23 protein-coding genes are annotated in these 22,815 nt (G+C 57.6%); 22 read left to right on the top strand and 1 reads right to left on the bottom strand.

What is annotated here, in order from left to right; translation table 11 throughout:
• Nucleotides 1-24 precede the first annotated feature (24 nt).
• Nucleotides 25-1,542 (bottom strand): chromosomal replication initiator protein DnaA, encoded by a 1,518-nt coding sequence (gene dnaA, locus AB4N98_RS12515; RefSeq protein WP_068936353.1) that lies wholly within the window; start codon nucleotides 1,540-1,542, stop codon nucleotides 25-27.
• 586 nt (nucleotides 1,543-2,128) lie between these two features.
• On the opposite strand from dnaA, the gene rpmH reads away from it, so the two are divergent.
• From rpmH to AB4N98_RS12625, 22 genes are all read left to right on the top strand, one after another.
• Complete coding sequence (gene rpmH, locus AB4N98_RS12520; RefSeq protein ID WP_003213577.1) at nucleotides 2,129-2,263, top strand: 50S ribosomal protein L34; 135 nt, start codon at nucleotides 2,129-2,131, stop codon at nucleotides 2,261-2,263.
• Nucleotides 2,264-2,276: 13 nt separating this feature from the next.
• Nucleotides 2,277-2,684: a ribonuclease P protein component gene (gene rnpA / locus AB4N98_RS12525; protein ID WP_020302575.1), complete on the top strand. Its 408-nt coding sequence runs from the start codon at nucleotides 2,277-2,279 to the stop codon at nucleotides 2,682-2,684.
• On the top strand, nucleotides 2,677-2,922 hold the full coding sequence (gene yidD / locus AB4N98_RS12530) for a membrane protein insertion efficiency factor YidD (protein ID WP_019816912.1): 246 nt from the start codon (nucleotides 2,677-2,679) through the stop codon (nucleotides 2,920-2,922). Before rnpA ends, yidD begins: the two co-directional genes overlap by 8 nt.
• A 2-nt stretch (nucleotides 2,923-2,924) precedes the next feature.
• Nucleotides 2,925-4,607 (top strand): membrane protein insertase YidC, encoded by a 1,683-nt coding sequence (gene yidC, locus AB4N98_RS12535; protein ID WP_017528677.1) that lies wholly within the window; start codon nucleotides 2,925-2,927, stop codon nucleotides 4,605-4,607.
• 79 nt (nucleotides 4,608-4,686) lie between these two features.
• Entirely contained in the window at nucleotides 4,687-6,057 is a 1,371-nt protein-coding gene (mnmE, locus tag AB4N98_RS12540) for a tRNA uridine-5-carboxymethylaminomethyl(34) synthesis GTPase MnmE (RefSeq protein ID WP_017528676.1), read from the top strand.
• Nucleotides 6,058-6,609: 552 nt separating this feature from the next.
• Complete coding sequence (mnmG, locus tag AB4N98_RS12545) at nucleotides 6,610-8,502, top strand: tRNA uridine-5-carboxymethylaminomethyl(34) synthesis enzyme MnmG (protein WP_026067322.1); 1,893 nt, start codon at nucleotides 6,610-6,612, stop codon at nucleotides 8,500-8,502.
• Entirely contained in the window at nucleotides 8,499-9,143 is a 645-nt protein-coding gene (gene rsmG, locus AB4N98_RS12550; protein WP_017528674.1) for a 16S rRNA (guanine(527)-N(7))-methyltransferase RsmG, read from the top strand. Before mnmG ends, rsmG begins: the two co-directional genes overlap by 4 nt.
• An 18-nt stretch (nucleotides 9,144-9,161) precedes the next feature.
• On the top strand, nucleotides 9,162-9,959 hold the full coding sequence (locus AB4N98_RS12555; RefSeq protein ID WP_017528673.1) for a ParA family protein: 798 nt from the start codon (nucleotides 9,162-9,164) through the stop codon (nucleotides 9,957-9,959).
• Between the two features lie 9 nt (nucleotides 9,960-9,968).
• Nucleotides 9,969-10,841: a ParB/RepB/Spo0J family partition protein gene (locus AB4N98_RS12560; protein WP_017528672.1), complete on the top strand. Its 873-nt coding sequence runs from the start codon at nucleotides 9,969-9,971 to the stop codon at nucleotides 10,839-10,841.
• Nucleotides 10,842-10,989: 148 nt separating this feature from the next.
• Nucleotides 10,990-11,397, top strand: coding sequence for a F0F1 ATP synthase subunit I (locus AB4N98_RS12565; protein WP_010565865.1), 408 nt, complete (start codon nucleotides 10,990-10,992; stop codon nucleotides 11,395-11,397).
• 16 nt (nucleotides 11,398-11,413) lie between these two features.
• Nucleotides 11,414-12,283 carry a F0F1 ATP synthase subunit A gene (gene atpB / locus AB4N98_RS12570; RefSeq protein ID WP_065879216.1) on the top strand — a complete coding sequence of 290 codons (870 nt, stop codon included), beginning with the start codon at nucleotides 11,414-11,416 and terminating at the stop codon, nucleotides 12,281-12,283.
• 133 nt (nucleotides 12,284-12,416) lie between these two features.
• Nucleotides 12,417-12,674, top strand: coding sequence for a F0F1 ATP synthase subunit C (gene atpE, locus AB4N98_RS12575; protein ID WP_002555987.1), 258 nt, complete (start codon nucleotides 12,417-12,419; stop codon nucleotides 12,672-12,674).
• 56 nt (nucleotides 12,675-12,730) lie between these two features.
• Entirely contained in the window at nucleotides 12,731-13,201 is a 471-nt protein-coding gene (locus AB4N98_RS12580) for a F0F1 ATP synthase subunit B (protein ID WP_008439543.1), read from the top strand.
• 12 nt (nucleotides 13,202-13,213) lie between these two features.
• Complete coding sequence (locus AB4N98_RS12585) at nucleotides 13,214-13,750, top strand: F0F1 ATP synthase subunit delta (RefSeq protein ID WP_017528669.1); 537 nt, start codon at nucleotides 13,214-13,216, stop codon at nucleotides 13,748-13,750.
• Nucleotides 13,751-13,771: 21 nt separating this feature from the next.
• The gene (gene atpA, locus AB4N98_RS12590) at nucleotides 13,772-15,316 is read left to right on the top strand and encodes a F0F1 ATP synthase subunit alpha (protein WP_003177064.1); all 1,545 of its coding nucleotides are present in this window, start codon (nucleotides 13,772-13,774) and stop codon (nucleotides 15,314-15,316) included.
• A gap of 50 nt (nucleotides 15,317-15,366) precedes the next feature.
• Nucleotides 15,367-16,227, top strand: a complete 861-nt coding sequence (gene atpG, locus AB4N98_RS12595; protein WP_017528668.1) for a F0F1 ATP synthase subunit gamma — start codon at nucleotides 15,367-15,369, stop codon at nucleotides 16,225-16,227.
• Nucleotides 16,228-16,254: 27 nt separating this feature from the next.
• Nucleotides 16,255-17,631 carry a F0F1 ATP synthase subunit beta gene (gene atpD, locus AB4N98_RS12600; protein ID WP_003177062.1) on the top strand — a complete coding sequence of 459 codons (1,377 nt, stop codon included), beginning with the start codon at nucleotides 16,255-16,257 and terminating at the stop codon, nucleotides 17,629-17,631.
• A gap of 44 nt (nucleotides 17,632-17,675) precedes the next feature.
• On the top strand, nucleotides 17,676-18,092 hold the full coding sequence (locus AB4N98_RS12605) for a F0F1 ATP synthase subunit epsilon (protein WP_005792601.1): 417 nt from the start codon (nucleotides 17,676-17,678) through the stop codon (nucleotides 18,090-18,092).
• A gap of 123 nt (nucleotides 18,093-18,215) precedes the next feature.
• Nucleotides 18,216-19,583: a bifunctional UDP-N-acetylglucosamine diphosphorylase/glucosamine-1-phosphate N-acetyltransferase GlmU gene (glmU, locus tag AB4N98_RS12610; protein WP_460149488.1), complete on the top strand. Its 1,368-nt coding sequence runs from the start codon at nucleotides 18,216-18,218 to the stop codon at nucleotides 19,581-19,583.
• Between the two features lie 164 nt (nucleotides 19,584-19,747).
• The gene (locus tag AB4N98_RS12615; protein ID WP_017528666.1) at nucleotides 19,748-20,515 is read left to right on the top strand and encodes a DeoR/GlpR family DNA-binding transcription regulator; all 768 of its coding nucleotides are present in this window, start codon (nucleotides 19,748-19,750) and stop codon (nucleotides 20,513-20,515) included.
• A gap of 10 nt (nucleotides 20,516-20,525) precedes the next feature.
• Nucleotides 20,526-22,358 (top strand): glutamine--fructose-6-phosphate transaminase (isomerizing), encoded by a 1,833-nt coding sequence (glmS, locus tag AB4N98_RS12620; RefSeq protein WP_017528665.1) that lies wholly within the window; start codon nucleotides 20,526-20,528, stop codon nucleotides 22,356-22,358.
• Nucleotides 22,359-22,419: 61 nt separating this feature from the next.
• Nucleotides 22,420-22,785: a hypothetical protein gene (locus AB4N98_RS12625; RefSeq protein ID WP_017528664.1), complete on the top strand. Its 366-nt coding sequence runs from the start codon at nucleotides 22,420-22,422 to the stop codon at nucleotides 22,783-22,785.
• Nucleotides 22,786-22,815 lie beyond the last annotated feature (30 nt).

Below are 22,815 nucleotides of genomic sequence, written 5' to 3' on the forward strand. Positions count from 1 at the left end.
CCTTAATAAGCTGCGCTGGTGTCATCACGTAGTCAGTGTACGCAGCAGGTTCTTGTAGTCCTCGCGAATATCCGCGTCGGATTCCTTAAGTTCGTTGATCTTGCGGCAGGCGTGCAAGACCGTGGTGTGGTCGCGACCGCCAAACACATCACCGATTTCCGGCAGGCTGTGGTTGGTCAGCTCCTTGGAAAGGGCCATGGCCACCTGCCGTGGACGTGCTACCGAGCGCGAACGGCGCTTGGACAACAGGTCGGAAATCTTGATCTTGTAGTACTCGGCCACGGTGCGCTGGATGTTATCCACACTCACCAGCTTGTCTTGCAGTGCCAGCAGGTCCTTGAGGGACTCACGAATCAACTCGATGGTGATGTCGCGGCCCATGAAGTGCGAGTGTGCGATGACCCGCTTGAGCGCGCCCTCCAGCTCACGCACGTTGGAACGAATGCGTTGGGCGATGAAGAAGGCGGCGTCGTGCGGCAGATCGACCTTGGCCTGGTCGGCCTTTTTCATCAGGATCGCAACTCGGGTTTCCAACTCCGGCGGCTCTACGGCAACGGTGAGTCCCCAGCCGAAACGAGATTTCAAGCGTTCTTCCAGGCCTTCGATTTCCTTCGGATAACGGTCGCTCGTCAAGATGACCTGCTGGCCACCTTCGAGCAGGGCGTTGAAGGTGTGGAAAAACTCTTCCTGGGAACGTTCCTTACGGGCGAAGAATTGAATGTCATCGATGAGCAAGGCATCCACGGAGCGGTAGAACCGCTTGAACTCGTTGATTGCATTGAGCTGCAAGGCTTTGACCATGTCAGCCACGAAGCGCTCCGAGTGCAGGTACACGACCTTGGCATTCGGGTTCTTCTTTAACAGATGGTTACCCACAGCGTGCATCAAGTGGGTCTTACCCAAACCGACCCCCCCGTAAAGGAAGAGCGGGTTGTAACCATGTTTGGGGTTATCCGCGACTTGCCAGGCAGCGGCGCGAGCCAACTGGTTGGACTTACCTTCGACAAAGTTCTCGAAGGTAAAGGTGCGGTTCAGGTAGCTGGTGTGCTTAAGCGCGCCTTCTACCTGCACGGTGCGCTGTTCGGCGCGTACCGGGGCTTGCTGAGAGCTGGCACCGGCCATCGGATCAAAGCTGTCGCGGGACGGCTCTTCGTGCTCAGGCGCGCTCTTTTGTGTCGACGATGTAGCAGCTGTGGGCGCGGTAACCGGCGTGTTGCTGACCGGTGCCGAAACCGCCTGGGCCTGAGACGCGGCGGCAGCCAACGGAGCATTCGGCGCAGCACGCGGTGCCGAGCTACGTTTGCTGCCTATTAATAAGGAGAGCACGGGCGCGAGGCCGTTGCCGTGTTCATCGAGCAATTCGAGAACGCGGCTCAGGTACTTCTCGTTGACCCAGTCGAGAACAAAACGATTGGGTGCGTAGACACGCAACTCGTCGCCTTCGGCTTCGACCTGTAGCGGACGGATCCAGGTGTTGAATTGCTGGGCAGGCAGTTCATCGCGCAAAAGCTCCACGCACTGCTGCCAAAGTTCCACTGACACGGATATCCCCTAAGTTGAAAGCCGGTGAGGCAAAAACAGCCGCCATTGTAGCGGCCAGCCGTCCACTTATCCACATGTAGGTTGCTCACAGACCGGCCAAAATCAACGCCTTATGCCTAAAAAAGGCGACCAATGGTCTGTGCATAAGCTCTGTGGATAAGCGCCCCTGAGCTCGTTGTACAAGTGGGGTCGAAAGTCTGTGGGTAACTGGCCTGTGGATAAAACCCTATTCCACACACAGCTTATCCGACAGCGCAGCACAGGCAGAGCACCGTTTCTCCCCCGTGTTGTCATTCTCTGTACAGCAGGTGGAATAAGGCCTAAAGGCAGTTATCCACAGGCGATGGCCTCTCTAGCTTTTATAAGCTTTACAAAAAAGCTTTAAATACCTTCCTTCTTTATTTTTATATCTATGGCTCTGCACTCCAAAGGCGAGCGCATGGAAAAGGCCGCTTTGGCCCTTAGCGATCTAATTGAAGGAAAAGCTGGTTGGAAATTGACCTAGAGGCTTGCTTTCTCTAGAATCGCCGGTCTCTTAAAACGGGGGCCATTCCGGCCCGTTGTGGACGAACCAGGTAACAACGCCATGAAACGTACTTTCCAACCAAGCACCATCAAACGCGCCCGTACTCACGGCTTCCGTGCTCGCATGGCTACCAAGAACGGCCGTGCTGTCCTGTCGCGTCGCCGCGCCAAAGGTCGTGCGCGTCTGGCAGTTTGATAATCCGGTACTGGTGGTGAGTCAGGACTTCAGTCGGGAAAAGCGTCTGCTAACCCCCCGGCATTTCAAGGCAGTCTTTGACTCCCCCACCGGCAAGGTTCCGGGGAAAAATCTCCTGCTCCTTGCGCGTAACAACGATCTTGATCACCCCCGTCTCGGGTTAGTGATCGGCAAGAAGAGCGTAAAGCTCTCCGTTGAGCGCAATCGCCTCAAGCGTCTGATGCGCGAATCGTTTCGCCTCCACCAGGACACTCTGGTTGGTTGGGATATTGTTATCGTCGCGCGCAAAGGCTTGGGTGATGTAGAAAACCCCGAATTGATTCAGCATTTCGGCAAGCTCTGGAAACGTTTGGCGCGTACCCACAAGCCAGCACCAGCAGTCAGCACCGAAACTGTAGGGGTAGACAGCCTTGATGCGTAAACTGGCAATCGTTCCGATCCAGTTTTATCGCTATGCCATTAGTCCCCTGATGGCCAGCCACTGTCGTTTCTACCCCAGTTGTTCCTGCTACGCGTTAGAGGCCATAGAAAATCATGGTCTTCTGCGCGGTGGCTGGCTGACCTTTCGTCGTTTAGGTCGCTGTCATCCGTGGAATCCCGGTGGTTATGACCCGGTTCCACCTATCCCTACCTCCCGTTCTTCTTCGATGGCCGAGTAATCATGGATATTAAACGCACAATCCTGATCGTCGCCCTGGCAATCGTGTCCTATGTCATGGTCCTTAAATGGAACCAGGACTACGGTCAGGCTGCCCTGCCGACTCAGAATGTTGCTACCAATCAGGCTGCGCCGGCAATTGCGGACACCCCGCTGGGTAACAATGCGTCCGCGAGTGCCGATGTTCCCAGCGCGAATGGCGAGACAAGTGCCCCGTTAGAAACGCCAGTGGTCACCAACAAAGACCTCATCCACGTGAAAACGGATGTGCTCGACCTGGCTATCGACCCACAGGGTGGTGATATCGCACAGCTGAAGCTGCCGCTTTATCCACGTCGCCAAGACCATCCGGATGTGCCGTTCCAACTGTTCGATAACGGCGGTGAACGTACTTATCTGGCGCAAAGCGGCCTGACCGGCACCAATGGTCCGGATGCACGTGCTACCGGTCGTCCGGTTTATTCGACCGAACAGAAGACTTATCAACTGGCAGACGGCCAGAACCAGTTGAACGTCGACCTGAAATTCAGCCTCGACGGCGTCAACTACATCAAGCGTTTCAGCTTTACCCGCGGTTTGTACGATTTGAAGGTCACTTACCTGATCGACAACACCAGCGACAAAGCCTGGAGCGGCAACCTGTTTGCCCAGCTCAAGCGTGACGCCAGCTCCGATCCGTCTTCCAGCACCGCCACCGGCACCGCGACTTACCTGGGCGCCGCCCTGTGGACAAGTAACGAGCCGTACAAAAAAGTGTCGATGAAAGATATCGACAAGGGCACGCTGAAAGAAACCGTCCAAGGTGGCTGGGTAGCGTGGCTGCAGCACTATTTCGTGACCGCCTGGATCCCGAACAAGGGTGACGCGAACCTGGTTCAAACCCGCAAGGACAGCCAGGGCAACTACATCATTGGCTTCACTGGCCCGGCGTTGACCGTCGCTCCAGGCGCCAAGGCTGAAACCAGCGCTACCCTGTACGCCGGCCCTAAAAGCCAGGCCGTATTGAAAGAGTTGTCCCCAGGTCTGGAACTGACTGTGGATTATGGCTTCCTGTGGTTCATTGCCCAGCCGATCTTCTGGCTGTTGCAACATATCCACAGCATCGTCGGTAACTGGGGCTGGTCGATCATCTTCCTGACCATGCTGATCAAAGGGCTTTTCTTCCCTCTGTCGGCAGCCAGCTACAAGTCGATGGCGCGTATGCGTGCAGTGGCGCCAAAGTTGGCTGCACTGAAAGAACAGCATGGCGATGATCGGCAGAAAATGTCGCAAGCCATGATGGAGCTGTACAAGAAAGAGAAGATCAACCCGCTGGGTGGATGCTTGCCGATTCTGGTGCAGATGCCGGTGTTCCTGTCGCTGTACTGGGTACTCCTGGAAAGCGTAGAAATGCGTCAGGCTCCGTTCATGCTGTGGATAACCGACCTGTCGATCAAAGACCCGTTCTTTATCCTGCCGATCATCATGGGCGCGACCATGTTTATCCAGCAACGCTTGAACCCGACTCCGCCGGACCCGATGCAGGCCAAAGTGATGAAAATGATGCCGATCATCTTCACCTTCTTCTTCTTGTGGTTCCCAGCTGGTCTGGTGCTGTACTGGGTGGTCAACAACGTATTGTCGATCTCTCAACAGTGGTACATCACACGTAAAATCGAAGCGGCTACCAAAAAAGCCGAGGCGTAATTTACTCTGTGGATAACCACTCAAGACGCCCCCTAGTGGGGCGTTTTGCTTTCCGTCACTTTTGTCCTGGAACCTGCCGATGAGCGCTCCTCGTGAAACCATCGCTGCTGTTGCAACCGCTCAAGGTCGCGGCGGTGTCGGTATTGTGCGTATTTCCGGACCGCTCGCAGGTCCTGCCGCCAAGGCGATCAGCGGTCGGGAGTTGAAGCCGCGTTACGCCCATTACGGCCAATTTCTGGCCGCCGACGAAAGCGTGTTGGACGAAGGCCTGGCGCTCTATTTCCCAGGCCCCAACTCCTTCACCGGTGAAGATGTCCTGGAGCTACAGGGCCACGGCGGCCCCGTGGTCCTGGATATGCTGTTGCAACGCTGTCTGCAATTGGGTTGCCGTCTGGCCCGTCCAGGTGAGTTCAGTGAGCGGGCATTCCTTAACGATAAGCTCGACCTGGCACAGGCCGAAGCCATCGCCGACTTGATTGAGGCCAGTTCTGCACAGGCGGCGCGCAACGCGTTGCGTTCTTTGCAGGGGGCATTTTCGGTGCGTGTGCATAACTTGACCGAGCAATTGATTAGCCTGCGTATCTACGTTGAGGCGGCGATTGATTTTCCTGAGGAAGAAATCGACTTCCTCGCCGATGGCCACGTCTTGGCGATGCTGGATAAAGTCCGTGAGGAGTTATCCACCGTTCTGCACGAAGCCGGGCAGGGCGCTTTACTGCGCGATGGGATGACCGTGGTGATTGCGGGTCGACCCAATGCCGGTAAATCCAGCCTCCTCAACGCATTAGCCGGCCGTGAAGCGGCTATCGTCACCGAAATTGCCGGCACCACCCGGGACATCCTGCGCGAACATATCCACATCGACGGCATGCCACTGCACGTGGTCGACACCGCAGGCTTGCGCGATACCGACGACCAAGTGGAAAAGATCGGCGTGGAGCGCGCCCTCAAGGCCATCAGCGAAGCGGATCGCGTGTTGCTGGTGGTCGATGCCACTGCGCCGGAGGCTGCGGATCCCTTTGCCTTGTGGCCGGAATTTCTAGAGCAGCGACCTGACCCGGCCAACGTTACCCTGATCCGCAACAAGGCCGACCTGACAGGCGAAGCCATCGTTCTGGAAACCAGCGAGGATGGCCATGTCACTATCAGCTTGAGCGCCAAGTCGGCGGGTGATGGGCTTGAATTGCTGCGAGACCATCTCAAAGCCTGCATGGGCTATAAGCAGACGTCCGAAAGCAGTTTCAGTGCGCGTCGCAGGCACCTGGAGGCGCTGCGTCATGCCAGCGCGGCCCTCGAGCATGGACGGGCTCAGCTGACCCTGGCGGGTGCTGGGGAGCTGTTGGCTGAGGACTTGCGTCAGGCACAGCAACTCCTGGGCGAGATCACTGGCGCATTCAGCTCGGATGATTTGCTGGGTCGGATTTTTTCCAGCTTCTGCATCGGTAAATAACCCTTCGTTGTTCACAGGCAGGCCATTCGTGCGTGCCTGTTTTGCCCGTTTCAGGGCAGCTCTTTTGATTTTCTGATTAATCCCTCGCATCGAGGCGGCCTTGCCGTGGGCGAAATGTGCCGCCAACTACGCTTTTGTGTGGATTAAGCCCTGTGAATAACCGCGCCTGTGCCCAGTTGATAACAGGGCGTAAAACCTGAGTAAAAACCCCTCTGTGGATAACCAATACTTTAATCCACAGGCTTAAAGCACTTATCCAAGGGCCTCATTGGCACATGACCACAGACTTTTGAATCTCTGTACACACCGTAAATAAAGGCTTGTAGAGATCTATCCACAGAAAAGGTGCTCAGTAGAAATAAACATAAAAACAAAGATCTTATAAATTTCTTTCTTTTTAATTTCTATTGTCTGTGATTCATCCACAGCTGGTTAAATTTTGTGCAAAGGGTTCTTTAGGAAGGGCTAAGTCCCTATACTTGCCGCCAAAGCTCTAAAACCCTTTCAACAAACAATTCCTGATTACCTACATAAGCAGGCACGAGGTGCGTGGTGGATTTCCCTTCCCGTTTTGAAGTGATCGTCATCGGCGGCGGTCATGCCGGTACCGAGGCAGCACTGGCGTCAGCACGCATGGGCGTAAAAACCCTGCTGCTCACGCATAACGTGGAGACCCTCGGTGCAATGAGTTGCAACCCTGCCATTGGCGGAATTGGCAAAAGCCATCTGGTCAAGGAAATCGACGCCCTTGGCGGCGTCATGGCCATGGCTACCGATAAGGGTGGCATTCAATTTCGCGTGCTCAACAGCCGCAAAGGCCCGGCCGTGCGTGCTACTCGGGCACAAGCTGACCGTATTCTGTACAAGGCGGCAGTACGCGAAACCCTGGAAAACCAGCCGAACCTGTGGATATTTCAACAGGCGGCGGATGACTTGATCGTCGAACAGGACGTGGTGAAGGGCGTTGTCACCCAAATGGGTCTGCGTTTCTTCGCGCAATCCGTGGTGTTGACCACCGGTACCTTCCTCGGCGGACTTATCCACATTGGCATGCAGAACTATTCCGGTGGCCGTGCTGGTGATCCGCCGTCGATTGCCCTGGCAAAGCGCCTGCGTGAGTTGCCCCTGCGTGTCGGCCGTCTGAAAACCGGTACCCCACCACGTATCGACGGGCGTTCGGTGGATTTTTCGGTGATGACCGAACAAGCCGGTGATACCCCGATTCCGGTCATGTCGTTCATGGGTTCCAAAGAACAGCACCCAACACAGGTGAGCTGCTGGATTACCCACACCAATGCGCGTACCCACGAGATCATTGCCGCGAACCTCGACCGTTCGCCGATGTATTCCGGGGTTATCGAAGGCATTGGCCCGCGTTATTGCCCCTCGATCGAAGACAAGATCCACCGCTTTGCCGACAAGGAAAGCCACCAGGTCTTCATCGAGCCCGAAGGCCTGACGACGCACGAGTTGTACCCGAACGGGATTTCCACTTCGCTGCCGTTCGATGTGCAAATCCAGATCGTGCAGTCGATTCGCGGCATGGAAAACGCACACATCGTGCGTCCAGGCTATGCCATCGAGTACGACTACTTCGACCCGCGCGACCTGAAGTACAGCCTCGAAACCAAAGTGATCGGCGGCCTGTTCTTTGCCGGGCAAATCAACGGCACCACCGGTTACGAAGAAGCCGGAGCCCAAGGTTTGTTGGCCGGGACCAACGCGGCGCTGCGTGCACAGGGCAAAGACAGTTGGTGCCCGCGTCGTGATGAAGCGTACATCGGCGTGTTGGTTGACGACCTGATTACCCTGGGTACCCAGGAACCGTACCGGATGTTTACATCCCGGGCCGAATATCGCCTGATCCTGCGCGAAGACAACGCCGACTTGCGCCTGACCGAAAAAGGTCGCGAACTGGGCCTGGTCGATGACGCGCGTTGGGCCGCGTTCTGCAAAAAACGCGAGAGCATTGCACTCGAAGAACAGCGCCTGAAAAGCACGTGGGTTCGTCCGGGTACCGAACAGGGCGACGCGCTCGCCGAAAAATTCGGGACGCCGCTGACCCACGAATACAACCTGCTGAACTTGCTGTCCCGTCCTGAAATCGACTACGCGGGCCTCGTCGAAGTAACGGGCGGTGGCGCAGAAGATCCACAGGTCGCCGAACAGGTTGAAATCAAAACCAAATACGCCGGTTACATTGACCGCCAGCAGGACGAAATCGCCCGTCTGCGTGCCAGTGAAAACACCAAGCTGCCTGTGGATATCGATTACACCGGTATCTCCGGGCTGTCGAAAGAGATTCAAAGCAAGCTGGGGATAACTCGGCCGGAAACCCTGGGCCAGGCGTCACGCATCCCCGGCGTCACCCCGGCAGCCATTTCGCTGTTGATGATTCATTTGAAAAAACGCGGCGCGGGCCGTCAGTTGGAGCAAAGCGCTTGAGTTCGTTGGTTACCTCGCAACACGCCGAAGAGTTATCCACAGGTGCCCGCCAGTTGGGCGTTGACCTGAGCCCCGTCCAGCAGCAATTGCTGCTCGGCTACCTGGCCCTGTTGATCAAATGGAACAAGGCTTACAACCTCACGGCGGTGCGTAATCCCGACGAGATGGTGTCCCGGCATTTGCTCGACAGTCTGAGCGTTATGCCGTTCATCGAAAACGGTCGCTGGCTGGATGTGGGCAGTGGCGGCGGCATGCCGGGCATTCCCTTGGCCATCCTGTTTCCCGAGTCGCAAGTGACCTGCCTGGACAGCAACGGCAAGAAAACCCGCTTCCTGACCCAGGTCAAACTCGAACTCAAGCTGGATAACCTGCAAGTTATCCACAGTCGCGTCGAAGAGCTCATCCCTGAACAGCCTTTCAACGGGATTGTGTCCCGAGCGTTCAGCAGCATGGAGAACTTCAGCAACTGGACCCGTCACTTGGGCGACCGCGATACTCGCTGGCTGGCAATGAAGGGCGTCCATCCAAGCGATGAGCTGTTAGCATTGCCGGCAGACTTCCACCTCGATAGCGAACACGCCCTGGCCGTACCCGGTTGCCAAGGCCAACGCCATCTGCTGATACTGCGCCGCACGGCATGATTGGGAACACAAGCAAGAATGGCTAAGGTATTCGCGATAGCGAACCAAAAAGGTGGCGTGGGTAAAACCACCACCTGCATCAACCTCGCAGCATCCCTGGTCGCGACCAAGCGCCGGGTGCTGTTGATCGATCTCGATCCACAGGGCAACGCCACCATGGGTAGCGGTGTGGATAAACACGGCCTGGAAAACTCGGTCTACGATTTGCTGATCGGCGAGTGCGACCTCGCACAGGCCATGCACTATTCCGAGCACGGTGGTTATCAACTGCTGCCGGCCAACCGCGATTTGACCGCGGCGGAAGTGGTGCTGCTGGAAATGCAGATGAAAGAAAGCCGTCTGCGCAGCGCCCTGGCGCCGATCCGTGATAACTACGACTACATTCTGATCGACTGTCCACCCTCGCTGTCGATGCTCACGCTCAACGCGTTGGTCGCCGCCGATGGGGTGATTATCCCCATGCAGTGCGAGTACTACGCGCTGGAAGGGCTCAGTGACCTTGTGGATAACATCAAGCGCATCGCCGAGTTGCTCAACCCGAACCTGCAGATCGAAGGCCTGTTGCGCACCATGTTCGACCCGCGCCTGAGCCTGATGAACGATGTGTCGGCCCAGCTCAAGGAACACTTTGGCGAGCAGCTATACGACACCGTAATCCCACGTAACATCCGCTTGGCCGAAGCGCCGAGCTATGGCATGCCGGCGTTGGCGTATGACAAGACTTCGCGTGGCGCCATTGCCTACCTGGCTTTGGCTGGCGAGATGGTTCGCCGTCAACGCCGCAACTCCCGCACCGCTGCAGCCCAGCCAACTTAAGGAATCCCCATGGCCGTCAAGAAACGAGGTCTCGGACGTGGACTGGATGCACTGTTGAGTGGTCCGACCGTCACATCGCTTGAAGAACAAGCGGTGCAGGCTGACGAACGTGAGCTGCAGCACCTGCCTCTGGACCTTATCCAGCGCGGCAAGTACCAGCCACGCCGGGACATGGACCCGCAGGCGCTGGAAGAACTGGCCAACTCGATCAAGGCCCAGGGCGTGATGCAGCCGATCGTGGTTCGCCCGATCGGCGCCGGGCGCTTTGAAATCATTGCGGGCGAACGCCGCTGGCGCGCCAGTCAGCAGGCCGGCAAAGAGACCATTCCGGCGATGGTGCGCGATGTGCCGGATGAAACGGCCATTGCCATGGCGTTGATCGAGAACATTCAGCGTGAAGACCTCAACCCGATCGAAGAAGCGATCGCCTTGCAGCGTTTGCAACAGGAATTCCAGCTGACCCAGCAACAAGTGGCCGAGGCGGTGGGTAAATCCCGCGTAACCGTGTCCAACCTGCTGCGCCTGATCGCGTTGCCGGAAGTCATCAAGACCATGTTGTCCCATGGTGACCTGGAAATGGGCCACGCCCGTGCATTGCTCGGATTGCCTGAAAATCAACAGGTTGAGGGGGCGCGACACGTTGTCGCACGGGGGCTCACCGTTCGTCAGACCGAAGCCCTGGTTCGCCAGTGGCTCAGCGGCAAACCTGCACCGGTCGAAACCGCCAAACCTGATCCGGATATCGCGCGTCTTGAGCAGCGCCTGGCCGAGCGCCTGGGCTCTGCGGTGCAAATTCGCCATGGCAAGAAAGGCAAAGGCCAATTGGTCATCGGATATAACTCCCTTGATGAGCTGCAGGGCGTCCTTGCCCACATCCGCTGAAACATTTGCTTATGTAGCGCGTGATCGGAAATCACTACCCGGCAGTTGAATAGGGGCAGAACCGCCCCTATACTCTGCGCGCATTTTGTCGGCACAAATTATGCCAAGTTATTGATTTCCGGCAGCCGACCATTGAGGAGCAAGAGTGATGGAAACCCGCACGCCAAACACGTTGCCGTTCCATCGCTTGGCCGTTTTCCCGGTCCTATTGGCTCAATTTGTCATTTTGCTGATCGCCGCATTGGCGCTTTGGTACTGGCACGGAGTCGTAGCCGGATATTCAGGACTCTGCGGAGGCCTGATAGCCTTGCTGCCCAATATGTATTTTGCTCATAGGGCCTTTCGGTTTTCCGGCGCCCGAGCAGCCCAGGCTATCGTCCGGTCTTTTTATGCCGGCGAGGCAGGGAAACTGATTTTGACGGCAGTGCTGTTTGCACTGACCTTTGCAGGTGTGAAGCCATTGGCGCCGCTGGCTGTATTCGGCGTCTTCGTGTTGACCCAACTGGTCAGCTGGTTCGCTCCCCTGCTAATGAAAACAAGACTTTCGAAACCTTAGGGCGTTTGAGGCAACCATGGCAGAAACAACCGCTTCGGGCTATATCCAGCACCACTTGCAGAACCTGACCTTCGGTCAGCTTCCCAACGGCGGCTGGGGCTTTGCCCACTCCGCAGCAGAAGCCAAAGAAATGGGCTTCTGGGCTTTCCACCTGGACACTCTGGGTTGGTCGGTCGCACTGGGTCTGATCTTCGTCCTGATTTTCCGCATGGCGGCAAAAAAGGCGACTTCCGGTCAACCGGGTGCCCTGCAGAACTTCGTCGAAGTACTGGTCGAATTCGTCGATGGCAGCGTGAGAGACAGCTTCCATGGCCGCAGCGCCGTGATTGCACCGCTGGCACTGACCATCTTCGTCTGGGTGTTCCTGATGAACGCCGTCGACCTGATTCCGGTTGACTGGATTCCTCAACTGGCCATCCTCATCTCCGGCGACCCGCACATTCCATTCCGCGCGGTATCGACCACTGACCCGAACGCTACCCTGGGCATGGCCCTGTCGGTGTTCGCGTTGATCATTTTCTACAGCATCAAGATCAAGGGCATCGGCGGCTTCATCGGCGAACTGACCCTGCACCCGTTCGGCAGCAAGAACGTTTTCGTTCAAGCCCTGCTGATCCCGGTGAACTTCCTGCTGGAATTCGTCACCCTGGTCGCCAAGCCGATTTCCCTGGCGCTGCGACTGTTCGGCAACATGTATGCCGGCGAGCTGGTGTTCATTCTGATCGCTGTGATGTTCGGTAGCGGTCTGCTCTGGCTTAGCGGCCTGGGCATTGTTCTGCAGTGGGCGTGGGCCGTGTTCCACATCCTGATCATCACCCTGCAGGCCTTCATCTTCATGATGCTGACCATCGTCTACCTGTCGATGGCGCACGAAGAGAACCATTAAGGCCAGTCTCGACTAGTCTGATGTCCTTCCCGGTGAAACGGGAAGGTGGCCCACCAGGGCTATGAAACGATTTGTTTTACCGCTTTAAAATCTAAAAAACCTAAACCATACGACGTAAAAGTCGGGAGGAAAGATGGAAACTGTAGTTGGTCTAACCGCTATCGCTGTTGCACTGTTGATCGGCCTGGGCGCTCTGGGTACTGCCATTGGTTTCGGCCTGCTGGGCGGAAAATTCCTGGAAGGCGCAGCGCGTCAGCCAGAAATGGTTCCAATGCTGCAAGTTAAAATGTTCATCGTCGCCGGCCTGCTCGACGCCGTGACCATGATCGGTGTTGGTATCGCTCTGTTCTTCACCTTCGCGAACCCCTTCGTTGGTCAACTCGCCGGTTAATCACTCATTTTTTTGAGTGATTGGTGTGTTGTGCAACGAACGAGCGAGGTATTGGCGTGAACATTAATGCAACCATTATTGGTCAGTCCTTAGCGTTCTTGATTTTTGTAGTTTTCTGCATGAAGTTCGTATGGCCTCCGGTCATCGCGGCTTTGCACGAACGTCAGAAGAAGATCGCGGATGGACTGGACGCTGCCGCCCGAGCAGCTCGCGACCTGGAGTTGGCCCAAGATAAAGCGGGTCAGCAACTGCGCGAAGCGAAAGCCCAGGCAGCCGAAATCATTGAGCAAGCCAAGAAACGCGGTAACCAGATTGTTGAAGAGGCTGTTGAAAAAGCCCGTATCGACGCTGACCGTGTGAAGGTTCAGGCTCAGGCCGAGATCGAGCAGGAACTCAATGGTGTCAAAGATGCGCTGCGTGCCCAACTGGGTGCTCTGGCCGTCGGCGGTGCTGAGAAGATCCTGGGTGCCACAATCGATCAAAACGCGCACGCGGAGCTGGTTAACAAACTGGCTGCTGAAATTTAAGCGAGGGCGATCATGGCAGAATTGACCACGTTGGCCCGACCTTACGCTAAGGCAGCCTTCGAGCACGCCCAGGCCCACCAGCAGCTGGCCTCTTGGTCAGCCATGCTCGGCCTGGCTGCAGCAGTGTCGCAAGACGACACCATGCAGCGCGTGCTCAAGGCCCCGCGACTGACGAGCGCAGACAAGGCCGCCACTTTTATTGAAGTGTGCGGCGACAAGTTTGATGTGAAGGCACAGAACTTCATCAACGTCATTGCCGAAAACGACCGTCTCCTGCTTCTGCCGGAGATTGCCGCTCTGTTCGACCTGTACAAGGCTGAGCAAGAGAAGTCGGTAGACGTTGAAGTCACCAGTGCTTTTGCATTGAACCAAGAACAGCAAGACAAACTCGCCAAGGTTCTCAGTGCACGACTCGACCGGGAAGTGCGCCTGCAAGTTGCGGAAGACCCATCCCTAATTGGGGGTGTTGTCATTCGCGCCGGCGACCTGGTTATCGATGGCTCGATTCGCGGCAAACTCGCGAATCTTGCCGAAGCATTGAAATCTTGAGTTTGAAGGGGCAGCAGAGCAATGCAGCAACTCAATCCTTCCGAAATAAGTGAAATTATCAAGGGCCGCATCGACAAGCTCGATGTGACCTCCCAAGCCCGTAACGAAGGCACTGTCGTCAGCGTATCTGACGGCATCGTGCGGATTCACGGTCTGGCCGACGTTATGTACGGCGAGATGATCGAGTTTCCGGGCGGCGTCTACGGTATGGCCCTCAACCTGGAGCAAGACTCCGTAGGTGCCGTTGTATTGGGCGCATACACCAGTCTGGCTGAAGGCATGAGCGCCAAGTGCACAGGCCGCATCCTCGAAGTTCCGGTTGGTAAGGAACTGCTGGGTCGCGTAGTCGACGCACTGGGTAACCCTGTTGACGGTAAAGGTCCACTGGGCAACACCGAGACCGACGCGGTCGAGAAAGTTGCTCCAGGCGTGATCTGGCGTAAGTCGGTAGACCAGCCTGTACAGACTGGCTACAAGGCTGTCGATGCCATGATTCCTGTCGGCCGTGGCCAGCGTGAGCTGATCATCGGTGACCGTCAGATCGGTAAAACCGCTCTGGCCATCGACGCGATCATCAACCAGAAGAACAGCGGCATTTTCTGCGTCTACGTCGCTATTGGTCAGAAGCAATCGACCATCGCCAACGTGGTTCGCAAGCTGGAAGAAAACGGCGCCCTGGCCAACACGATCATCGTGGCTGCCAGTGCTTCGGAATCTCCTGCGCTGCAATTCCTGGCACCGTACTCCGGTTGCACCATGGGTGAATTCTTCCGCGACCGCGGTGAAGACGCGCTGATCGTTTATGACGATCTGTCCAAGCAGGCAGTGGCTTATCGCCAGATCTCCCTGCTGTTGCGCCGTCCACCAGGCCGTGAAGCTTACCCAGGCGACGTGTTCTATCTCCACTCCCGTCTGCTGGAGCGCGCATCCCGCGTTTCGGAAGAGTATGTAGAGAAGTTCACCAACGGCGCAGTGACCGGAAAAACCGGTTCCCTGACCGCACTGCCGATCATCGAAACCCAGGCTGGCGACGTTTCCGCGTTCGTTCCGACCAACGTGATTTCCATCACCGACGGTCAGATCTTCCTGGAATCGGCCATGTTCAACTCAGGCATCCGTCCTGCAGTGAACGCCGGTGTTTCGGTATCCCGTGTGGGTGGTGCCGCTCAGACCAAGATCATCAAGAAGCTCTCCGGTGGTATCCGTACCGCTCTGGCTCAGTACCGTGAACTGGCGGCATTCGCCCAGTTTGCATCTGACCTGGACGAAGCGACCCGTAAGCAACTTGAGCATGGTCAGCGCGTTACCGAGCTGATGAAGCAGAAGCAATACGCCCCAATGTCGATCGCTGACATGGCGTTGTCGCTGTATGCCGCTGAGCGTGGGTTCCTGACCGACGTTGAAATCGCCAAGGTCGGCAGCTTTGAACAAGCGCTGATTGCTTACTTCAACCGCGATCACGCCGAATTGATGGCGAAGATCAACGTGAAGGGTGACTTCAATGACGATATCGACGCTGGCATGAAAGCCGGTATCGAGAAGTTCAAGGCCACCCAAACCTGGTAAGCCGCAGCGGGAGCCGCAAGGCTCCCGCTTGCTAACCTGATAGGTGTTACATGGCAGGCGCAAAAGAGATTCGCAGTAAGATTGCGAGCATCAAAAGCACGCAAAAAATTACCAGCGCCATGGAAAAAGTGGCGGTCAGCAAAATGCGCAAGGCACAAATGCGCATGGCTGCTAGCCGTCCTTATGCGGAGCGTATCCGCCAGGTAATTGGGCATCTGGCCAACGCCAACCCGGAATACCGCCACCCGTTCATGATCGGCCGCGAAGTTAAGCGTGCGGGTTATGTGGTAGTGAGCAGTGACCGTGGTTTGTGCGGTGGTTTGAATACCAACCTGTTCAAGGCCCTGGTCAAGGACATGGCGGTAAACCGCGAAAACGGCGTCGAGATCGATCTGTGTGTTGTTGGTAGCAAGGGTGCGGCCTTTTTCCGCAACTTCGGCGGTAACGTCGTTGCAGCTATCAGCCACCTGGGTGAAGAGCCGTCGATCAATGATTTGATCGGCAGTGTGAAGGTGATGCTGGATGCGTACCTGGAAGGCCGGATTGACCGCCTGTCCGTGGTATCCAACAAGTTCATCAACACCATGACCCAGCAGCCAACCGTGGAGCAGTTGATTCCACTGGTGGCGACCCCGGATCAGGAACTCAAGCACCACTGGGACTACCTCTACGAACCAGACGCCAAAGAGCTGCTTGACGGCTTGATGGTGCGCTACGTGGAGTCGCAGGTGTACCAGGCGGTGGTCGAGAACAACGCAGCTGAACAAGCGGCGCGGATGATCGCGATGAAAAACGCTACCGATAACGCCGGTGATCTGATCAGCGATTTGCAGCTGATCTACAACAAGGCGCGTCAGGCTGCGATCACCCAAGAGATCTCGGAAATCGTCGGCGGCGCTGCCGCGGTTTAACGGTTCAAATATTCAGAGGATCCAGCTATGAGTAGCGGACGTATCGTTCAAATCATCGGCGCCGTTATCGACGTGGAATTCCCACGCGACAGCGTACCGAGCATCTACAACGCGCTGAAAGTACAAGGCGCGGAAACTACTCTGGAAGTTCAGCAGCAGCTGGGCGACGGCGTAGTTCGTACCATTGCGATGGGTTCCACCGAAGGCTTGAAGCGCGGTCTGGACGTTATCGACTCTGGCGCAGCCATCTCCGTACCGGTCGGTAAAGCGACCCTGGGCCGGATCATGGACGTACTGGGCAACCCGATTGACGAAGCTGGTCCGATCGACACCGAAGAGCGCTGGGGCATTCACCGTCCAGCACCTTCGTTCGCCGAGCAAGCGGGCGGCAACGACCTGCTGGAAACCGGCATCAAGGTTATCGACCTGGTTTGCCCGTTCGCCAAGGGCGGTAAAGTCGGTCTGTTCGGTGGTGCCGGTGTAGGCAAAACCGTAAACATGATGGAACTGATCCGTAACATCGCCATCGAGCACAGCGGTTATTCCGTGTTCGCCGGTGTGGGTGAGCGTACTCGTGAGGGTAACGACTTCTACCACGAGATGAAGGACTCCAACGTTCTGGACAAAGTGGCACTGGTTTACGGTCAGATGAACGAGCCGCCGGGAAACCGTCTGCGCGTAGCACTGACCGGCCTGACCATGGCCGAGAAGTTCCGTGACGAAGGTAACGACGTTCTGCTGTTCGTCGACAACATCTACCGTTACACCCTGGCCGGTACTGAAGTATCCGCACTGCTGGGCCGTATGCCTTCTGCAGTAGGTTACCAGCCGACCCTGGCTGAAGAGATGGGCGTTCTGCAAGAACGTATCACTTCGACCAAGGAAGGTTCGATCACGTCGATCCAAGCGGTATACGTACCTGCGGATGACTTGACCGACCCATCGCCAGCCACCACCTTCGCCCACTTGGACGCCACTGTCGTTCTGTCCCGTGACATCGCTTCCCTGGGTATCTACCCAGCGGTCGATCCACTCGACTCGACTTCGCGCCAGCTGGACCCGAACGTGATCGGCCAGGAGCACTACGACACCGCTCGCGGCGTTCAGTACGTGCTGCAGCGTTACAAAGAACTGAAGGACATCATTGCGATCCTGGGTATGGACGAGCTGTCGGAAGCCGACAAGCAGTTGGTAAACCGTGCTCGTAAGATCCAGCGCTTCTTGTCGCAGCCGTTCTTCGTGGCTGAAGTCTTCACCGGTGCTTCGGGTAAATACGTTTCCCTGAAAGACACCATTGCTGGCTTCAAAGGCATCCTCAACGGTGACTACGACCACCTGCCAGAACAAGCGTTCTACATGGTCGGCGGCATCGAAGAAGCGATCGAGAAAGCCAAGAAACTGTAATCCAAGCGCCCGGAAACGGGCGCTCATCAGGTTGAGGCAATCAGATGGCTATGACAGTCCATTGCGATATCGTCAGCGCGGAAGGAGAAATTTTCTCCGGTCTGGTCGAGTTTGTAACAGCGCACGGCGACCTGGGTGATCTTGGTATCGCCATGGGTCACGCCCCGTTGATTACCAGCTTGAAGCCAGGTCCGATCACGTTGACCAAGCAAGGCGGGGAAAAGGAGGTGTTTTACATCTCCGGTGGTTTCCTCGAAGTTCAGCCGAACATGGTCAAGGTACTTGCCGACACCGTGCAACGTGCTGGCGACCTGGATGAAGCCTCCGCTCAGGAAGCCGTCAAGGCTGCCGAGAAGGCGCTGAACGAAAAAGGCGCAGACTTCGACTACAGCGCTGCTGCAGTCCGTCTGGCCGAGGCCGCAGCCCAGCTGCGTACTCTCCAGCAGATCCGCAAGAAGTAAGCGGCCACGCCGTCATGCTTCATGCGCGATTGATTAAAAAGGGTAGCCTCGGCTACCCTTTTTCTTTTTTTGCAAAACACTTCTCTGGTCTGAAGCCGGACCGCCCAGGATTGGTAGCCATTCATGTCTCTTGAAATCGTCATTCTCGCCGCAGGCCAGGGCACCCGTATGCGTTCGGCCCTGCCCAAGGTGCTGCACCCGGTGGCCGGTAATTCCATGCTTGGCCATGTTATCCACAGCGCCCGGCAGCTGAGTCCGCAACGTATCCACGTGGTCATCGGCCACGGTGCCGATGTGGTACGTGAACGTCTGGCCGCCGATGACCTGAATTTCGTACTGCAAGACAAGCAACTGGGCACCGGCCACGCCACCGCGCAAGCCGTGCCGTTCATCAGCGCCGACACGGTGCTGATCCTCTATGGCGACGTGCCGCTGATTGAAGTGGAAACCTTGCAACGTCTGCTCAAGCACGTAGTGCCTGGTCAGATGGGCCTGCTCACCGTCGAACTGGAAGACCCCACCGGTTACGGACGCATCGTGCGTAATGCCGACGGCAAGGTCGCCGCCATCGTGGAACACAAGGACGCCAGCGAAGCCCAACGCGCCATCACCGAAGGCAATACCGGCATCCTCGCCGTCCCGGCCAACAAGCTCGCCGACTGGATGAGCCGCCTGTCGAACAACAACGCCCAAGGCGAGTACTACCTCACCGACGTCATCGAGATGGCGGTGAGTGACGGCCTGGTGGTCGCCACCGAGCAGCCCCACGACCCGATGGAAGTGCAGGGCGCCAACGACCGCAAGCAGCTTGCAGAGCTGGAGCGCCACTACCAACTGCGCGAAGGCCGCCGCCTGATGGCCCAGGGCGTCACCCTGCGCGACCCGGCTCGCTTCGATGTACGCGGTGAGGTCACGGTAGGCCGCGACGTATTGATCGATATCAACGTGGTCCTCGAAGGCCGCGTGATCATCGAAGACGACGTGGTGATTGGCCCGAACTGCGTGATCAAGGACAGCACCCTGCGCAAGGGCGTGGTGATCAAGGCCAACAGTCACATTGACGGTGCGGTGATGGGCGAGGGCAGCGATGCCGGGCCGTTTGCGCGGTTGCGTCCTGGCAGCGTGCTAGAAGCCAAGGCCCATGTGGGTAACTTCGTCGAACTGAAAAACGCCCACTTGGGCGAGGGCGCCAAGGCGGGTCACCTTACCTATTTGGGCGATGCCACTGTCGGTGCACGTACCAACATCGGCGCCGGCACCATCACCTGCAACTACGATGGCGCCAACAAGCACCAGACTGTCTTGGGTGAAGACGTGTTTATCGGCTCCAACAATTCGCTGGTGGCGCCGGTGAGCGTAGGCGACGGTGCCACAACGGCGGCCGGCTCCACCATCAACCAGGATGTGGATAACTTGCAGTTGGGTGTCGCCCGCGCCCGCCAACGCAACATCGACGGCTGGAAACGCCCGGTTAAAATCAAAAAGACCTGAGTTATCCACAGCCTAAAGGCCAGCAAATCTCCAATGTGGGAGGGGGAAGCCCCCTCCCACACTTGTTATATGACGTATAAAAAATCAAGCCCACCGCTTGACGATCTTTCGCTAATAGGTTTTGATTGCCTTCGTTATCTTTCGAAACGAAACTTATCACTGCCATGTCGAAACGAAATACACCCCAACGACGCCACAACATCCTGACCTTGCTCAACGAACAAGGCGAAGTCAGCGTGGACGAATTGGCCAAGCGTTTCGAAACGTCAGAAGTCACCATCCGCAAGGATTTAGCCGCGCTGGAAAGCAATGGCTTGCTGTTGCGCCGCTACGGTGGCGCGATCACCATGCCCCAGGAACTGGTCGGCGACCCTGCCCAACCCATCTCAACCTACAAACGTGCCATCGCCCGTGCTGCCGTGAAGCGCTTGCGCGAACACGCCCGCATCATCATCGACAGCGGCAGCACCACCGCCGCCATGATCCCCGAACTCGGGCACCAACCCGGCCTGGTGGTGATGACCAATTCCTTGCACGTGGCCAGCGCGTTGAGCGAACTGGAACACGAGCCGGTATTGCTGATGACCGGCGGCACCTGGGACCCGCATTCGGATTCATTCCAGGGTCAGGTCGCCGAGCAGGTACTGCGCTCCTACGACTTTGATCAACTGTTCATTGGCGCCGATGGCATCGATCTGGAGCGCGGTACTACCACCTTCAACGAACTGCTGGGCCTGAGCCGTGTGATGGCCGAGGTCGCCCGTGAAGTGGTGGTGATGGTCGAGTCCGACAAGATCGGCCGCAAGATTCCCAACCTGGAGCTGCCCTGGAGCAGCGTCCATACCCTCATTACCGATGATCGCCTGCCGCTTGAGGCCCGCGACCAGATCCAAGCCCGCGGCATTACGCTGATATGCGCGGCAATCATCTAGGAGAAGCACCATGTGTGGAATTGTTGGCGCAGTTGCCGAACGTAACGTTACCGCCATCCTGATCGAAGGCCTCAAGCGCCTGGAATACCGCGGCTACGACAGCGCGGGCGTGGCGGTTTTCACCAACGCCGGCAAGCTTGAGCGTGTGCGTCGCCCAGGCAAGGTCAGTGAGTTGGACCAGGCCCTGGCCGGCGAGCCGCTGGTTGGCCGCCTGGGCATTGCCCACACCCGCTGGGCAACCCACGGCGCCCCGTGTGAACGTAACGCCCACCCGCACTTCTCCGGCGACCTGGCGGTGGTGCACAACGGCATCATCGAAAACCACGAAGTGCTGCGCGAACAGCTCAAGGGCCTGGGCTATGTGTTCACCTCCGACACCGACACCGAAGTCATCGCCCACCTGCTCAACCACAAGCTCAAGGACCACAGCGACCTGACCACCGCGCTCAAGGCTACAGTCAAGGAACTGCATGGCGCCTACGGCCTGGCCGTAATCAGCGCCAGCCAACCTGACCGTGTGGTTGCCGCCCGCAGTGGCAGCCCGCTGGTGATCGGCCTGGGCCTGGGGGAAAACTTCCTTGCCTCCGACCAACTGGCCCTGCGCCAGGTTACTGACCGCTTCATGTACCTGGAAGAAGGCGATATCGCCGACATTCGCCGCGAAAGCGTGCAGATCTGGGACGTGAACGGCAACTCCGTCGAGCGCGAAGCCGTGCAATACCGCGACGGCGCCGAAGCGGCCGACAAAGGCGAATACCGCCACTTCATGCTCAAGGAAATCCACGAGCAACCGGCCGTGGTGCAACGCACCCTGGAAGGTCGTCTGGGTGACAAGCAAGTGCTGGTCAACGCGTTCGGCCCACAAGCCGCCGAGTTGTTCGCCAAAGTGCGCAATGTGCAGATCGTCGCTTGTGGCACCAGCTACCACGCCGGCATGGTTGCCCGTTACTGGCTGGAAGAACTGGCCGGCATCCCGTGCCAGGTCGAAGTGGCCAGCGAGTTCCGCTACCGCAAAGTGGTGGTGCAGCCCGATACCCTGTTCGTGACCATCTCCCAGTCCGGCGAAACCGCCGACACCCTGGCCGCCCTGCGTAATGCCAAAGAGCTGGGCTTCCTCGCCAGCCTGGCGATCTGCAACGTCAGCATCAGCTCATTGGTGCGTGAGTCAGACCTGACCCTGCTGACCCAGGCCGGTCGCGAAATCGGCGTGGCCTCTACCAAAGCCTTCACTACCCAACTGGTGGGCCTGCTGCTGTTGACCCTGTCCCTGGGCCAAGTGCGCGGTACCCTGGCCGACGGCGTCGAAGCCACCCTGGTGGAAGAACTGCGCCGCCTGCCGACCCGCCTGGGCGAAGCCCTGGCCATGGACAGCGTTGTGGAAAAAGTCGCCGAGTTGTTCGCCGACAAAAACCACACCCTGTTCCTCGGCCGTGGCGCGCAATACCCGGTGGCGATGGAAGGTTCCCTCAAGCTCAAGGAAATCTCTTACATTCACGCCGAAGCCTACCCGGCCGGTGAGCTCAAACACGGCCCATTGGCCCTGGTGGATGACGACATGCCGGTGGTCACCGTCGCGCCGAACAACGAACTGCTGGAAAAGCTCAAATCCAACCTGCAGGAAGTGCGCGCACGTGGCGGCCAACTGGTGGTCTTCGCTGACGAGAAGGCCGGCATGACTAATGGCGAAGGTACCCACGTCATCAACATGCCGCATATCAACGACACCCTGTCGCCGATCCTCTACACCATCCCGCTGCAGTTGTTGTCGTACTACGTGGCGGTGTTGAAGGGCACCGACGTCGACCAGCCGCGCAACCTGGCCAAGTCGGTGACCGTGGAATAACCCGCCCTGCGCCTGGAGGCCCCGTTGGATCTCCAGGCGCCCACGCAAGGATGCGACAGTGATGACACCTGTCTTTTCCCAACTCGGCGAGCGTTTGCACAATCGCCGATTTGCGGTCAGCCACAATACCCACGGGCTATCCGGCGCCGGCACGGTGTTTCACTACCGGGTCGAGGGTGACGCTATTTCCAGTACCTACCAGGGCGGTCGAATTCGCTTGGGCACGCAAGTCGGACGCGTAACTGGCGCCGATACCATCGAGCTGCTTTTCCAGTGCCTGACGCTGGACGGTGAACTGCTGTCCGGTTGGTCGCGCGGCACAGTGGCTGTGGATAAGTCTGGGCGCACTACCCTGAGTTTTGTTTGGGGGTGGTTGTCGGGTGCGGTGGGGGGAGGGGAGTCCGATTATCGTGAACTGGTTGAGTAGCCTCCTCGGCTCACCAGCCTTCCAAAGGTA

This window comes from Pseudomonas sp. S3_E10, assembly GCF_054667615.1.